At 71.9% G+C, this 14,402-nt stretch carries 12 protein-coding genes; all 12 read right to left on the reverse strand.

What is annotated here, in order from left to right:
- Positions 1 to 12 precede the first annotated feature (12 nt).
- Positions 13 to 768 carry a phosphoadenylyl-sulfate reductase gene (locus tag OG202_RS37795; protein WP_326575586.1) on the reverse strand — a complete coding sequence of 252 codons (756 nt, stop codon included), beginning with the start codon at positions 766 to 768 and terminating at the stop codon, positions 13 to 15.
- Positions 765 to 944, reverse strand: a complete 180-nt coding sequence (locus OG202_RS37800; RefSeq protein WP_055540327.1) for a hypothetical protein — start codon at positions 942 to 944, stop codon at positions 765 to 767. Before OG202_RS37800 ends, OG202_RS37795 begins: the two co-directional genes overlap by 4 nt.
- Entirely contained in the window at positions 941 to 2,632 is a 1,692-nt protein-coding gene (locus OG202_RS37805) for a nitrite/sulfite reductase (RefSeq protein ID WP_326575581.1), read from the reverse strand. Before OG202_RS37805 ends, OG202_RS37800 begins: the two co-directional genes overlap by 4 nt.
- A 174-nt stretch (positions 2,633 to 2,806) precedes the next feature.
- Positions 2,807 to 2,890: a putative leader peptide gene (locus OG202_RS37810; RefSeq protein WP_309474722.1), complete on the reverse strand. Its 84-nt coding sequence runs from the start codon at positions 2,888 to 2,890 to the stop codon at positions 2,807 to 2,809.
- A 92-nt stretch (positions 2,891 to 2,982) separates the two neighbouring features.
- Positions 2,983 to 3,564 carry a GNAT family N-acetyltransferase gene (locus tag OG202_RS37815; protein WP_328224243.1) on the reverse strand — a complete coding sequence of 194 codons (582 nt, stop codon included), beginning with the start codon at positions 3,562 to 3,564 and terminating at the stop codon, positions 2,983 to 2,985.
- Positions 3,565 to 3,691: 127 nt separating this feature from the next.
- Complete coding sequence (locus tag OG202_RS37820; RefSeq protein WP_327727314.1) at positions 3,692 to 5,107, reverse strand: hypothetical protein; 1,416 nt, start codon at positions 5,105 to 5,107, stop codon at positions 3,692 to 3,694.
- 192 nt (positions 5,108 to 5,299) lie between these two features.
- Positions 5,300 to 6,628, reverse strand: a complete 1,329-nt coding sequence (locus OG202_RS37825; RefSeq protein WP_327732094.1) for a helix-turn-helix domain-containing protein — start codon at positions 6,626 to 6,628, stop codon at positions 5,300 to 5,302.
- Between the two features lie 342 nt (positions 6,629 to 6,970).
- Positions 6,971 to 8,629 (reverse strand): acyl-CoA dehydrogenase family protein, encoded by a 1,659-nt coding sequence (locus OG202_RS37830; protein WP_328224244.1) that lies wholly within the window; start codon positions 8,627 to 8,629, stop codon positions 6,971 to 6,973.
- Between the two features lie 113 nt (positions 8,630 to 8,742).
- Positions 8,743 to 9,753: a 2,3-diaminopropionate biosynthesis protein SbnA gene (sbnA, locus tag OG202_RS37835; RefSeq protein WP_326575573.1), complete on the reverse strand. Its 1,011-nt coding sequence runs from the start codon at positions 9,751 to 9,753 to the stop codon at positions 8,743 to 8,745.
- A gap of 48 nt (positions 9,754 to 9,801) precedes the next feature.
- On the reverse strand, positions 9,802 to 10,842 hold the full coding sequence (sbnB, locus tag OG202_RS37840; RefSeq protein WP_328224245.1) for a 2,3-diaminopropionate biosynthesis protein SbnB: 1,041 nt from the start codon (positions 10,840 to 10,842) through the stop codon (positions 9,802 to 9,804).
- Positions 10,842 to 11,918: a TauD/TfdA family dioxygenase gene (locus tag OG202_RS37845; RefSeq protein ID WP_327727311.1), complete on the reverse strand. Its 1,077-nt coding sequence runs from the start codon at positions 11,916 to 11,918 to the stop codon at positions 10,842 to 10,844. Before OG202_RS37845 ends, sbnB begins: the two co-directional genes overlap by 1 nt.
- Entirely contained in the window at positions 11,915 to 14,392 is a 2,478-nt protein-coding gene (locus OG202_RS37850) for a non-ribosomal peptide synthetase (RefSeq protein ID WP_327727310.1), read from the reverse strand. Before OG202_RS37850 ends, OG202_RS37845 begins: the two co-directional genes overlap by 4 nt.
- Positions 14,393 to 14,402 lie beyond the last annotated feature (10 nt).

Raw genomic sequence — 14,402 nt, forward strand, 5'->3', positions numbered from 1 at the left:
GTACTGCGGCGGTCACAGGTGCAGCCCGCACTCGGTCTTGGCGTTGCCGGCCCAGCGGCCGGCCCGCGCGTCCTCGCCCGGGGCGACCCGGCGGGTGCAGGGGGCGCAGCCCACGGAGGCGTAGCCGTCCATGAGCAGGGGGTTGGTGAGCACGCCGTGCTCGGCGACATAGGCGTCCACGTCGTCCTGCGTCCAGCGTGCTATCGGCGAGACCTTGACCTTGCCGCGCTTGTCGTCCCAGCCGACGACCGGGGTGTTCGCCCGGCTCTCGGACTCGTCACGGCGCAGGCCCGTCGCCCATGCGTCGAAGCGGGTCAGGCCCTCTTCGAGCGGCTTGACCTTGCGCAGGAAGCAGCACAGGTCGGGGTCGCGGTCGTGCAGTCGGGGCCCGTACTCGGCGTCCTGCTCGGCGACCGTCTGACGCGGGGTGATCGTGATGACGTTGACGTCCATCACGGCCTCGACGGCGTCCCGGGTGCCGATGGTCTCCGGGAAGTGGTAGCCGGTGTCGAGGAACACCACGTCCACGCCGGGCCTGGCCCGGGAGGCGAGGTGCGCGACGACCGCGTCCTCCATCGAGGAGGTCACGCAGAAGCGCTTGCCGAAGGTGTCCACGGCCCACTGGAGGATCTCCAGTGCCGAGGCGTCCTCCAGATCACGGCCGGCCTGTTCGGCGAGCGCCTTGAGCTCGGCGCGCTTCGCCGCTTCCGGGTCGGCCGCGTCCTTCGAGGACGCGGATGTATCGGAATCCGCCTGAACGGTAGTCATATGTGATCCCCTCCGCTGTCGGCTCGCTGAAGCCCCCGGGCCAGCAGCCCGAGGAACTTCAACTGGAAGGCTCGATTGCAGGCCCCGCATTCCCACGCGCCGTGACCTTCTTCGTTCGGACGCAGGTCCTCGTCACCGCAGTAGGGGCAGTAGAAAGGGGCGGCTCGCTCGCTCATGAGAGGGCCTCCTCGCTGGCGCGGGTGACCCAGGAGGCGAACCGCTCGCCGTCCTCGCGCTCGTCCTTGAACCGCTTGAGCACGCGCTCGACGTAGTCGGGGAGTTCCTCGGAGGTGACCTTCAGACCGCGTACCTTGCGGCCGAACCCGGCCTCCAGGCCGAGCGCGCCGCCCAGGTGCACCTGGTAGCCCTCGACCTGCTCGCCCTGGTCGTTGAGGACGAGCTGCCCCTTGAGACCGATGTCCGCCACCTGGATACGGGCGCAGGCGTTCGGGCAGCCGTTGATGTTGATGGTGATCGGCTCGTCGAAGTCCGGGATCCGGCGCTCCAGTTCGTCGATCAGCAGGGAGCCGCGCGCCTTCGTCTCGACGATGGCGAGCTTGCAGTACTCGATGCCGGTGCAGGCCATGGTGCCGCGCCGGAACGGCGACGGGTTGACCGTGAGGTCCAGCGCCTCCAGGCCCGCGACGAGCGAGTCGACCTGCTCCTCGGTGACGTCGAGCACGATCATCTTCTGCTCGACGGTGGTCGCGACCCGGCCGGAGCCGTGCGCCTCGGCGAGATCGGCGATCTTCGTCAGAGTGGTGCCGTCGACGCGGCCCACGCGCGGGGCGAACCCGACGTAGTAGCGGCCGTCGTTCTGCGGGTGCACGCCCACGTGGTCGCGCCAGCGCGCCACCGGCTGGTCGGGCGCGGGGCCGTCGACCAGCTTGCGCTTGAGGTACTCGTCCTCCAGGACCTGGCGGAACTTCTCGGTGCCCCAGTCGGCGAGCAGGAACTTCAGGCGGGCGCGGGTGCGCAGCCGCCGGTAGCCGTAGTCACGGAAGATCGAGATGACGCCCTCGTACACGTCCGCGACCTCGTCCAGCGGCACCCAGGCGCCGAGCCGCTGCCCGATCTTGGGGTTGGTGGACAGACCGCCGCCGACCCAGAGGTCGAAGCCGGGGCCGTGCTCGGGGTGGCGGACACCGACGAAGGCGATGTCGTTGATCTCGTGCGCCACGTCGAGCAGCGGCGAGCCGGAGATCGCGGACTTGAACTTGCGGGGCAGGTTCGAGAAGTCCGGGTTGCCGATGATGCGCCGCTGGATCTCGTCCATCGCGGGCGTGCCGTCGATGATCTCGTCCGCGGCGATCCCGGCGACGGGTGAGCCGATGATCACACGGGGGGTGTCACCGCAGGCCTCGGTGGTGGACAGGCCGACGGCCTCCAGCCGCTCCCAGATCTCGGGGACGTCCTCGACCCGGATCCAGTGGTACTGGACGTTCTGCCGGTCGGTGATGTCGGCCGTGCCCCGCGCGAACTCCTGCGAGATCTCGCCGATCACCCGCAGCTGCCGTGTGGTCAGCCGCCCGCCGTCGATCCGAACGCGCAGCATGAAGTACTTGTCGTCCAGCTCCTCCGGCTCCAGGATGGCGGTCTTGCCGCCGTCGATCCCGGGCTTGCGCTGGGTGTACAGCCCCCACCAGCGCATGCGGCCGCGCAGGTCGTTGGGGTCGATCGAGTCGAAGCCGCGCTTCGAGTAGATCGTCTCAATGCGTGTCCGCACATTGAGACCGTCGTCGTCCTTCTTGAACTGCTCGTTGCCGTTCAGCGGGGTGAAGTGCCCCGCGGCCCACTGGCCCTCACCACGGTGACGGCTCACCTTGCGGCGGGGCGTGGCGGGGTTCTGCGGGGTGGCGGCCATGGTGTGTATGTCCTTCGGGAAAGGCGTGGAATCGGCTCTGACCTGCGCTTGCGCGCGCATAGCGGGCACACGCGGGCAGCGTGTGCGGCGCCTGCGCGTCCTTGCGCGGGCTGAAAACAGAGGAAGGTGCGGCGCTGGTGCCCGGGGGTCGTCCAACCCCTCGCGGCAGGGGTGTCAGCTCACCGGACAGATGGCGCTGGACATGCGGCCGAGATCGACGTGCCGCCGACTCACCAAGGCAATTCCAGTTCCAGACATGACGGAAGCGTGTCACGCCTCTTTAGACCGAGTCCACCGTCATCCACATTCCGGACAAGGATGTCTCGCATGTCGAGACGATGTGATGTGGGTCATGGTGTGGAGGCGGCCGCCCCGGGCCAGGGCCCCGGCGTCGGCGCGTCCGCCTCCTCCGTCACCTTCGTGTCGAACAGGGTGAACCCCCGCCGCAGGTAGTTGCCCATGGCGTGCTCCCCGTCCCGGGTGCAGGTGTGCAGCCAGACCCGCTTGGTCGGCGGCAGCCCCGGCCACCGCTCGGCGAGGTCCCAGGCCCGGGCCGTCCCGTACGACAGCAGGTGCCCGCCGATGCGCCGCCCCCGGAAGGCCGGGATCAGTCCGAAGTACACGATCTCCACGACCCCGTCGTCCTGCGGCTCCAACTCGACGTAGCCGGCCGGTGTGCCTCGGTCGTAGGCGACCCAGGTCTCCACGCCCGGCCGGGCCAGGTGCTCCTGCCAGCGGTCGTACGGCCATGCGAGCCGGTCCAGCCAGAGGATGTCGCCGCCGACGGAGGCGTACAGGAAGCGGCTGAACTCGGGGGAGGGGACCTCGGCGCGCACGATGCGGACGTCGTCGCCCTCGGGCGCGGCGGCGGGAAGCAGATCGCTCGGCGAGGTCTGTTCCAGGGACCAGGTGGTGACGGGGCTGCTGCTCATGGGCCCAGAGAATCACGGGCCCCGGCCCGCCTCCAAGGTCGGGCCGGGTCGCCCTGTCGGGCCGGGCCGGCCTTGGACTCGGAGTCGGCCTCGGAGTCGGGCCGCCCTTGGGGGCGGGCCGGGATTCCTAGCTCAGCGCGCTGTCGACGTCCGACAGCCTCACCGCGTACAGCACCCGCTCCGGGATGGGGTCGGTGAGCGTCCACACCTCGCCGGTCTCCGGGGAGTAGGAGAGGGAGGCCGTGTGGCGCCCCCAGCAGGCGTACGACTGGAGGCCCGACGTCTCGTCGGCCTTGTCCTGCGCGCACCGGGCTGCCTCGGCACCCTCCTCGTCCTGGCGCCAGAGAGTGCCGTGCCGGTCGCGCTTCCCGGCGGCCTGGTCGACGTACCAGTCCCCCTTGTGGGCCAGGACACCCCGGACACCCGCGGCCTCGGTCTCGTACGCCTCGGTGGCGACGGCGACGCTCTCGCGCCCGGTGGTGGTGAGCATGCCGGTGCGGTCGGCGGTGGTGTCCAGGGCGTAGCGCCAGATCCGGGCGGGCTCCTCACGGCTCGGCCGGAACCGCTCGCTCGCGACGACCGTGGGCGGTGTCGACGTCCGGTCGAGGGAGAGCGAGCCGAAGCAGGGCACCCCGTCGTTGTCGCGCGCGTCGCAGCCGCCCGCCGGCGGACGGTAGGCGGCGACCGCGGGCAGCGCGTACCGGTAGTGGTGGGCCGACCAGCCGTCGCCGGTCTTGCCGATCACGTCGCTGTCGGTCACATCGGGGCGGAGGAAGCGGGCCAGGTCGAAGACGTACAGGGAATCGTCCCGCTCTCCGCGGCTCTCCGGGCCTCGCGCGGTGACGATCAGCTTGTCCTCGTACCAGACCATGCCGCCGAGCCGGGAACGCAGGCCCTCGAAGCCCTGCCCGTCGGCCGTCGGGACGACCAGCAGAACCCATCGGTACCGGAGGTCCGTTGGGTCGGCGGCGTCGACGAAGGCGACCCTGGCGAGCCCCTCGTCGTCGGTGTCGGCGGCACCGGTGACGCCGGCGGGCGGGCCGCCGGCCCCCGTCGTGTCGCCGGGGGTGTCGCTCTCGACGCCGGTGTGCGTCCAGCCGGCCGCGATGACCTGGTTGTTCCGGGACGTGGTGACCGAGCGGGGGACCCACTTGTCGTCGACCGCGTCGCCCGGCTCCCAGCAGTACGCCCGCGCGGCCACCGGCTCGACGGGCAGATTGTCCTTCTCGGTGGCGAAACAGTCGCCCTCGCCGCGCATCGCGTGGTTCGCGCTCCGCAGCACCTCGTCGACACCGACCCCGCCGCCCATCGCGTGGGAGAGGGTGCGCAGCTCGGTGGTGTCGGTCAGGGTTTCCCGGAGCTGAAGCCCGCGCAGCTCATCGGCGGAGGTGATCGAGGAGAGCGCGCCCGGCGTGGCCCCGCCCGCCGCCTGCGACGTGCTGATCAGGGTGGCCGCCGCCGTGAGCGCCAGCGCGGTCCCCGCCAGGGACGCACGCAGCGCACGTCCCCTTCTGCGTCGACGGTGCCTGCCGCGGTGCTTCATCAAACCTCCCGGGGACGGCCAACTGCCAACCAAGAACAAGATCTTGACGGAGAGGCAGGTGGGGCGGCCTGGCAGCGATGCTACGTCAGTGGGACACGTGTCATGCCGAGGTCCGGAGAAATACAGGGAGATCCCTCACCCCGACGCCATGATCCGTTCACGGGGAAGGGGTTGAGAATGTTTGACGTGCGATCAGGGGTTCGGCTCGGCTCTCTCGTGCCCCGGACGCCGATCCGCCCGGAGCAGGTCACCCGGAGTGACCCCCCGGGCCCTGACCACCCCCGGTGCCACCGAGTACGGCAGGAGGTCCAACGGGGTTGCGGGGAGGCGGACTTCGACATCGGCCCGTTCGGTGAACCGGTACGGCCGGTGGTCGAGGAAGGCGCCGAGGTAGCGGCGTACGCGGGACATCTCGGCGCGGACGGTGACGGTGCGCGCGGGGTCGCCGAACATGTCGTCCGCGAGGGCGGCGGCGCTGCGGCCGCCGCGGTGGAGGGCGAGGAGGTACAGGAGTTCGGCGTGGCGGGGGGTGAGCGCATGGGTCCAGGAGCCCGCGCAGCCGGCGACGGTGACGGTCCAGCGGCGCGGGTGGGAGACGTCGAGGGTGATGTGCGTGGCGGTCGGGGCGGGCGCCGGGTCCGTGGTGGGGCGTATCAGCCAGCCGGCGGGCAGCGGCTCGACGGTGCACAGTCCGAGCGCGGGAAGCCAGCAGCGGCCGGGGGAGAGGGACTGGGGGAGGGCCACACGGCTGGTGTACGGCATACCCGTCACCGCGGCCGTCCAGCCGTCCCGGTCGACGGCGACCGCGCGGCCGCCGATCCGGGCCAGGACCGGCGCCGCCACCGCGCGCAGCTGTTCGAGCGAGGTCAGGTGCAGGTCCCGTAGGCGGGCCTGGGCGAGTTTGGCGACCGTGTCGACGAGCGCGAGGGTGGAGGGGTGCAGCGTCTCCAGGGGTCCGCTGATGTCCACGGCGCCGAGCAGCCGGCCGTCGCGCGGGTCGGTGATGGGGGCGCCGGTGCAGGTCCACGGGTGCAGGGCGCGGACGAAGTGCTCGGCGGAGAAGACCTGTACGGCGCGGCGGGAGACGAGCGGCGTGCCGATGCCGTTCGTGCCGACGGTCTCCTCGCGCCAGTCCGCGCCGATCCCGAGGCCGTGCCCGTCGGCCTTGCGGAGCACCGCCGTACTGCCCTCGCGCCACAGCACCCGGGCGTCGGCGTCCGCGACCATCATGATGTGCTGCGCGGTGTCCGCGAGGGAGAGCAGCCCCTCGCGGAGCACGGGCAGGACGTGGCGCAGCCGCGAGGTCCGGCGGCGGCGCTCGACCTCGTCGCGGCCGAGGAGGTCGGACCGGAAGTCGTGGTCGGGGTCGATGCCGCTGCGCACCGTGCGGCCCCAGGACTCCCGGATCGCGGGGCGCGGGGCGGGACTCGAAGGGCGGCCGTCGAGGGTGGTGGCGCGCACCTCGCCGAGGACCCGGGCCGCCCGGGCGGCGTCCGTGGCGGTGAGCCGCGTGACTTCCATCGGAGAGTGCGGCACATGTTCCTTCCCGGCAGGCCGGTCCGCTCCACGGCCCCTGATGGCCGCGGAAGTCCGGATCCGCGCGACGGCGTTGACTGCGGGCTTCCCAGTCTGCCGCTCTTCGGCCACGGAGGGACACACTCCGGCCACAGAGCGCAGACGAGTTGCAACCCCCTGCAACCCTGGCGAACCGCCGTACGCTCCTTGAAACTTGTTCAACGTCGCCCGTGCGGCGCATGCGCTCCGCTCACCGGGGCCCGAGAAGCGGGGGTGGTGCCGTGTCGGCGCAGCACCACCCCCGCGTCGCACCACTCGAGAGAGGGCGTCCCGCCCGCCGGGCGGGTTTCAGCTCACCGGACGCGCCCGTTCCACCACCGACGCCAGATCCAGGGTGTGCGGCAGCGTGCCGAAGGCCGTGCCCCAGTCGCCGCCCAGCCGGGAGGCACAGAACGCGTCGGCGACCGCCGGGGGCGCGTACCGCACGAGGAGCGCGCCCTGCAGGACGAGGGCGAGCCGCTCCACGAGCCGGCGTGCGCGGGCCTCGATGCCGTCCAGATCGGCGAGTTCGGTCAGCAGGTCCTTGATCGCGCCGTCGAGCCGGTGGTCGGCGCCGCGGGCCCGGCCCACCTCCCTCAAGTAGGCGTCGAGGGCCTGTGGTTCGCGCTGCAGGGCCCGCAGCACGTCGAGGGCCTGGACGTTTCCGGCGCCCTCCCAGACGGAGTTGAGCGGGGACTCGCGCAGCAGACGGGGCATGCCCGACTCCTCGACATAGCCGTTGCCGCCGAGGCACTCGGAGGCCTCGACCACGGTCGGGGTGCAGCGCTTGGTCACCCAGTACTTGGCGACCGGCACCGCGAGCCGCAAGAACGAGCGTTCGCTCTCGCTGCCCGCCCCGGCCGCGTCCACCTCGGCGCTGTCATAGGCTGCCGCCAGCCGCACCGCCAGCGCCGTCGCCGCCTCCGACTCCAGCGCGAGATCGGCGAGAACGTTGCGCATCAGCGGCTTGTCGATCAGCCGCCCGCCGAACGCCTCCCGGTACGTGCAGTGGTGCACCGCCTGCGCCACCGCCTGCCGCATCAGGGAGGCCGCGCCCAGGGCGCAGTCCAGCCGGGTGGCCGCCACCATCCCGATGATCGTGCGCACTCCCCGCCCCTCGTCCCCGACCCGGCGCGCCCACGTCCCGTCGAACTCGACCTCGGCGGAGGCGTTCGACCGGTTGCCCAGCTTCTCCTTGAGCCGCTGGATGCGGAACACGTTCCGCGAGCCGTCGGCCAGTACCCGGGGCACCAGGAAACACGTCAGCCCGCCCGGCGCCTGAGCCAGCACCAGGAACCCGTCCGACATCGGCGCCGAGCAGAACCACTTGTGGCCCGTCAGCTCGTACGTCCCGTCCTCGGCCAGCGGCCGCGCCGCGGTCGTGTTGGCGCGTACGTCGCTGCCGCCCTGCTTCTCGGTCATGCCCATCCCGAAGAGGGCGCCGGCCTTCTGGTCGGCGGGCCGCATGTCCCAGTCGTAGACCATGGACGTCAGCCGCGGTTCCCATTCGGCGGCGAGCACCGGGTCCGTGCGCAGGGCGGGCACCGCCGCGTGGGTCATGGACAGCGGGCACCCGTTGCCCGCCTCGACCTGGGTCCAGACGACGAACGCGGCGGCCCGCCGCACATGCCCGCCGGGCCGTGTCCAGGCCGCCGTCAGCCCGGCCGAGACACCTTTGCCGAGCAGCCGGTGCCAGGACGGATGGAACTCCACCTCGTCCACCCGGTTCCCGTACCGGTCGTACGTCCTGAGCTTCGGCGGGTTCTCGTTCGCCAGCCGCCCCCACTCCTGCACCTGCGCGGAGCCGGCCGTACGCCCGAGCCCCTTCAGCTCGTCCCGCGCCTCCTCCAGCACCTCCGGCGCCAGATGCCGCTCGACCGCCTCCGTCAGGACCTCGTCGGCGGCGAAGACGTCGTAGTCCACCAGGGGCGGAGCCTGATTGGTCACGTGGTGGGTGCCGGCTGCCATGAAGGGAATCTACCCCTCGGCAACGCGTCGTCACGGTGAAGCTCACCGGTGTCCGGCGGGCAGGTGTCCGGCGCCGTATCAGGAGGGTCCGGCGCCGGATCGTGGATGCCGGGTCAGACGGGCGCCGCGAGCTCGCCCGTACCCAGTTCGCCTGTGCCGAATTCCTCCTCAGGGTCCCGTACGGCCTCCCCGTACTGCTCCTGCGGCCAGCCCGGCCGGTAGATGGTGTCGAGGTAGCGCTCCCCGAGGTCCGGGGAGACGGCCACCGCCGTGGTGTCGGGCGAGCCGTTGCGGGTCAGCCACTCGGTGGCACCGCTGACGACCGTGCCGGTGGAGCCCCCGAAGAGGAAGCCGCGCCGGGCCATGCGGTGACAGGCCCGTACGGTGTCGCTCTCCTCAACCCGGACGACGTCGTCCACGTAGGACGCGTCGAGCAGCGCCGGGGTCACGCTCGTGCCGAGCCCCGGGATCATCCGGCGGCCCGGCGCCCCGCCGAACGCCACCGAACCGACACTGTCCACGGCGACGATCCGCACCCGGCGCCGCCGCTCCCAGAACCACTGGGCGCAGCCCATCAGCGTCCCGGAGGTGCCGACCCCCACGAACAGCACGTCCAGACGCGGGAACTGCCGGGCGATGGCGGGCGCCGTGGTGCGGTAGTGCGCCTGCCAGTTCGCCTGATTGGTGTACTGGTCGAGCCACACGTACCGCTGGTCGGTGGCGCACAGCGCGCGGACGTACGCGATCCGGGCGCCGAGGAAGCCGCCGTGCGGGTCGGGCTCGGAGATGACGTGGACCCGGCTGCCCAACGCCTCGATCATGCGCCGGGTCTGCGGATTGCACCGGGAATCGGTCACACACAGAAACCGGTAGCCCCGGCTCGCCGCGATCATGCTCAGCGCGACGCCCAGATTGCCGGACGACGACTCCACGAGCGTCGAGCCCGGCCGGAGACGTCCCTCCCGTTCGGCGGCCCGCACCATCTCGGACGCGGCCTTGAGCTTGATCGAGCCGGCGAAGTTGAAGCCCTCGCACTTCAGGAAGAGCCTGTGTCCGACGACCTGTCGCAGATCGACGTACAGCTCCTCCTCGTTGAAGTCCGTGGGAACGGATATGACTGGCACCGCTGCCCCCCTGGTTGTGCAATGTCGTACTCGCTGCGCCCGGCCCGGTCAGCCGTGGCGGCGCAGCTCGTGGAAGAAGTCGTCCACGACCCGCAGTCCGCCGGAGCGGGCCACTTCGTCGTGGACATATCCGCCGACCGCGAGGTCGAGGACCCCGAGGCCGAAGGGCGAGAAGACCACCGGACGGTCCGCCGGCACGGTCGCCCGGCCGGTGAGGACGTCGTGGAGCGTTCCGTCGAGGAAGTCCCGTGCGCCGGTGAGCTGTTCGGTCAGGTGCGGCGACGTGTTCGCCTTGAGGCAGTGCTCGACGTCGTCGACGAAGTTCGCCGACGCGAGCAGCACCTCGGGCGCGAGATCGCGCAGCGACACGTGCAGCACCAGGGGGTTGTGGGCGAACCACTTCGGTTCACGGATGTGCGGCTCGCCCGCGATCGTCGCGAAAACCACCAGGTCGCTCGCCCGGATCACGTCCTCGGCGCTGTCGTACACGGCCACGCGCCCGCCCGCGTCGGACCGCTCCAGATACCCCCGGAACCCGGTCGCGCTGTCCGCGGACAGGTCGTGCACCCCCACCTCCTCGAACCCGAACCCGGTCGCCGCGAGGAACGTGTGGATGTACCGGGCGATCAGGCCCGCCCCGAGGAAGCCGACCCGGACCGGACGCGGCGCCCCCCGGCGCGCGCTCAGCCGGCCGGCCGCCAGCGCCGCCGATGCAGCAGTCCGGCTCGCGCTGATGACCGAGGCCTCCAGACACGCGAACGGGTAGCCGGTGACGTGGTCGTTGAGGATGAGCACGGCGGACGCGCGCGGCAGCCCCGACGCCGTGTTCTCCGGGAAACTGGAGATCCACTTCAACCCGTCCACCTGGAACCTCCCGCCCAGCGAGGCGGGCAGCGCGATGATCCGCGAGGACGGACGGTCGGGGAAGCGGAGAAAGTACGACGGCGGATTGACCGTGTCGCCCGTCTTCCCGTCCCCGTGCAACAGGTAGGCCGACTCGACCAGTTCGACGATCTCCCGTTCCCGGCCCCGCAGGGCCCGCTGCACCTGGGCGCCGGAGATCACGGCGAAACCCGGAACCTCGGTCATCAGAACCTCACCTCGTCCTTCGCGTCGGGGACCTGTGTGTCGCGGTCGGTCGGCCGTACCGGATCCGCGAGACCCACCAGCACCTCGCGCGGCCCCTCGAAGGGCTCACGACTGTGGGCGGAGCGGATGTTGTCGACGAGGAGCAGGTCACCGGAGCGCCACGGCTCGCGGACGGTGTGCGCCTCGTAGACCTCGTTGAGCGTCTCGACGACGTCGGCTCCGATCGGGTCGCCGTCGCCGTAGCGGGTGTTGAACGGCAGCCCGTCGGCCCCGTACAGGTCCACCAGGTACTCGCGCACCTCGGGGTCCATGGTCCATTCGTTGAGGAACGCGATCTGGTTGAACCAGCAGCGGCGGCCGGTCACCGGATGCCGGAGCACGGCGGCACGCCGCTGCCGGGTGTGCAGGGATCCGTCGGGCCGCCAGGCGAACTCGATGGAGTGCGCCCGGCAGTAGGCCTCGACGACGGTCCGGTCGTCGGTGCCGAACGCCTCGGCGACCGACGCGCCGATCTCGTCGTTGTACGAGCGGGTGAGCAGCCAGCCGTCCCGCTCGAACCGCTTGGTCAACTCGGGTGGCAGCGCGGCCAGTACGGCCTCCGCGTCGGCGACCCCGGTCGCCCCGCCCCGCTCGGCGGCTTCGAGGCAGGCGAAGAGCATCAGGCCGGGGAACTCCAGGGTGTAGCTCAACTCGTGGTGCATGCACATCGGTTGGTTCGACGGCCAGGCCGTCGACGAGTACACACCGTCCGCGTACGTCCGCCGGGGCGCGAAGGCCTCCCTCTCGGTCATCAGCGTGTCGGTCAATCCACGGAAGACCGCGCCCACTTCGGTCGCGTCCCGCAGTCCGAGGCCGCGTACGAGGACCGCGCCGTGCTCGGCGACGGCGGCACGCAGGGCGTCCCGCCGGGCGGCCGCCCAGCGGGGAGCGGGTTCGGCGGGGGAGACGGTGAGGAGCGGAGGCCTGCCGGGCGCTGTCCCGATGTCCGGCAGGAGTGCGGGGGCCGAGGACGACGGTGTCGTCCTCGTGTCCTTTCGGCGGCGGCTCGCGGAGCCGCGGCGGCTCAGGAAGCTCATGACGACGACCTCCCCATGGTGTCGGCGACGGTGTGCGCGCCGGCCCTCGTGTCGATCAGCCCGGCCAGCTCGGACAGGACGGGCCGCCCGGTCACGTCCTTGGGGGACACCGCCCGGTCCAGGGCGATCGCGAGCTTCACCGCCGACAGCGAGGTGCCGCCCCGGTCGAAGAAGTGGTCGTGCCGGCCGATGCGGGCCCGTGGCACACCGAGCACCTCCGCCCACGCGGCAGCCAGCCGCTCCTCGGTCGGCGTGACCGGAGGCTCGCCCGACTCGTCCGCCGCCGAGTCGAGTCGCTCGGCCAGCGTGGTCAGCGTGCGCCGGTCGATCTTGCCGTTGGCGGTCAGCGGCAGGCTCTCCCGCCAGTGGAACACCGACGGCACCATGTAGGCCGGCAGCGAGGCCGCCAGCCGGTCCCGCAGCTCCTCGACCGCGAGCGGCCGGCCGGAGTGGAAGGCCACCAGGTGCGCGCCCCGGGCGACCACCACCGCGCCGTCCCGCACACCCGCCACCCCGAGCAGCGCGTTCTCCACCTCACCGATCTCGATACGGAAGCCCCGCACCTTGACCTGGGTGTCCCGCCGGCCCAGGAACTCCAGCTTGCCGTCGGGCCGCCAGCGCCCGTGGTCCCCGCTGCGGTAGAGCCGCTCGCCGGGCCGGTACGGGTCGGTGGTGAACGCCCGCGCGGTGCGCTCGGGATCGTTGACGTATCCGCGTCCCACACACACCCCGGAGAAGACGATCTCCCCCGGTGCGCCCAGCGGCACGAGGGAGAGGTGCTCGTCGACGACGTACACACGGACGTTGCCGACGGGACGGCCCAGTGGCACCCGGCCCCCCTCCGGCGCCCGGTCCATCACCTCGTGGTTGGTGTCGTCCGAGGTCTCCGTCAGCCCGTAGGCGTTGACCAGCGGTATCCCCGGCTCGGTGGCGAACCAGCGTTCCGCCAGCTCCTTCTTCAGCGCCTCCCCGGTGACCGAGACCCGGCGCAGGTCGGGCAGCTCCCGGGGGTGCTGCTCCAGATGGGCGAGGACCGCTTCGAGGTACGACGGCACCACCTGGACCACGTTCGCCCGGCCGTCGGCGATCCGGTCGACGAACCGTTCGACGTCCAGGACCACCTCCTGCTCCACGAGCAGCGTCCGCCCGCCGACCAGCGGCGCGGCCAGCAGCTGCCACAGGGAGATGTCGAAGCACTGCGGCGCGGTCTGCGCGACCACGTCCCCCTCGCCGATGTCGAGGTCGTCGAGCTTGGCGTGGAGGTGGTTGAGCATCCCGGCGTGCTCGCACATCGCGCCCTTGGGCTCGCCCGTGGAACCGGACGTGAAGTAGATGTACGCCAGCCGGTCCGGTGCGATCTCCATGCCGAGGTCGGAGTCCGGGTGGGCCTCGTCGTACGCGTCCTCGACGAGCAGCCGCCGCGCCCCGGGCAGCGCGGGCAGGGCCTCGTCCAGCGCAGCTGTGCTGCCCCGTTCGGTGAGCACCAGCTCGCACCCGGCGCGGGCGAGCGTGGTGGCGATGCGCTCGGCGGGGAAGTGCGGCTCGACGGGCAGGTAGGCGCCCCCCGCCTTGAACACCGCGAGCACGGCGGCCATCCAGTCCAGGTTCCGCTCGGTCACCACCGCGACGACGCCCTCACGGCCGAGGCCCCGGACCAGCAGCGCCCGACTGAGCTGGTTGGCACGGGAGTTGAGCTCGCGGTACGTCCAGCGCCGGTCGCCGTGGACGGCCGCGACGGCGTCCGGGTGCGCCACGACCCGCTGTTCGAACAGCTCGTGCACCCGGCGGTCGGGCAGTTCGCGGTGCGGCCCTGCCAACCCGTCGAGCTGGAACCGGAGTTCGTCGTCCGACACCAGACTCCGCCGCCCGTGCTCGGCGTCCGGTTCGGCGGCCAGCAGGGTGAGGGCGGTGACGTGGTACCCGGCGATCCGGGCCGCGCCGTCCTCGTCGAGCACGTCCGTGCGGTACCGCAGCCGCAGCGCCGGACCATCGTCGCGGTGCACCAGGCCCACCCGCAGGACCACGTCCTGGTCGAGGTCGCCGTCGCCGCCGCTCGTGTCGAGCACGGTCTCGAACGGCGGTTCACCGAGGCCGAGTTCGCGGCGCAGCGCGGCCACCGGGAACCCGGCGTGCGTCAGCAGCTCCGTGGTGACCCGGTGGGTGTGCCCCAGCAGTGCGCGCCAGGTGTCGCCGGGTGCGGTGGTGAGCCGGCACGGCAGTATGCGGCCGTCCTCCAGCCAGCCGGTGGTGACCTCGCCCTCGCCCGACAGCACGGCGAGCACCTTGGCGTGGGCGGCGAGCAGCGCGGCTGTACCGTCCAAGACGGTCAACAGGCCTTCTGGCAGGACGACTTCGTAAGCAGCGACCCCTTTCGCCGGGTCGGCGCTCCACCGCGGAACCACGGTCCGCCCCCCGGCGGTGAGCACCTCGTGCCAGTATTTCCGGGCAGCGTCGCCCGACTCCGACCGATCCATTTCTTTCCCC

The organism is Streptomyces sp. NBC_00310 (assembly GCF_036208085.1).
Taxonomy (GTDB): Bacteria; Actinomycetota; Actinomycetes; order Streptomycetales; family Streptomycetaceae; genus Streptomyces.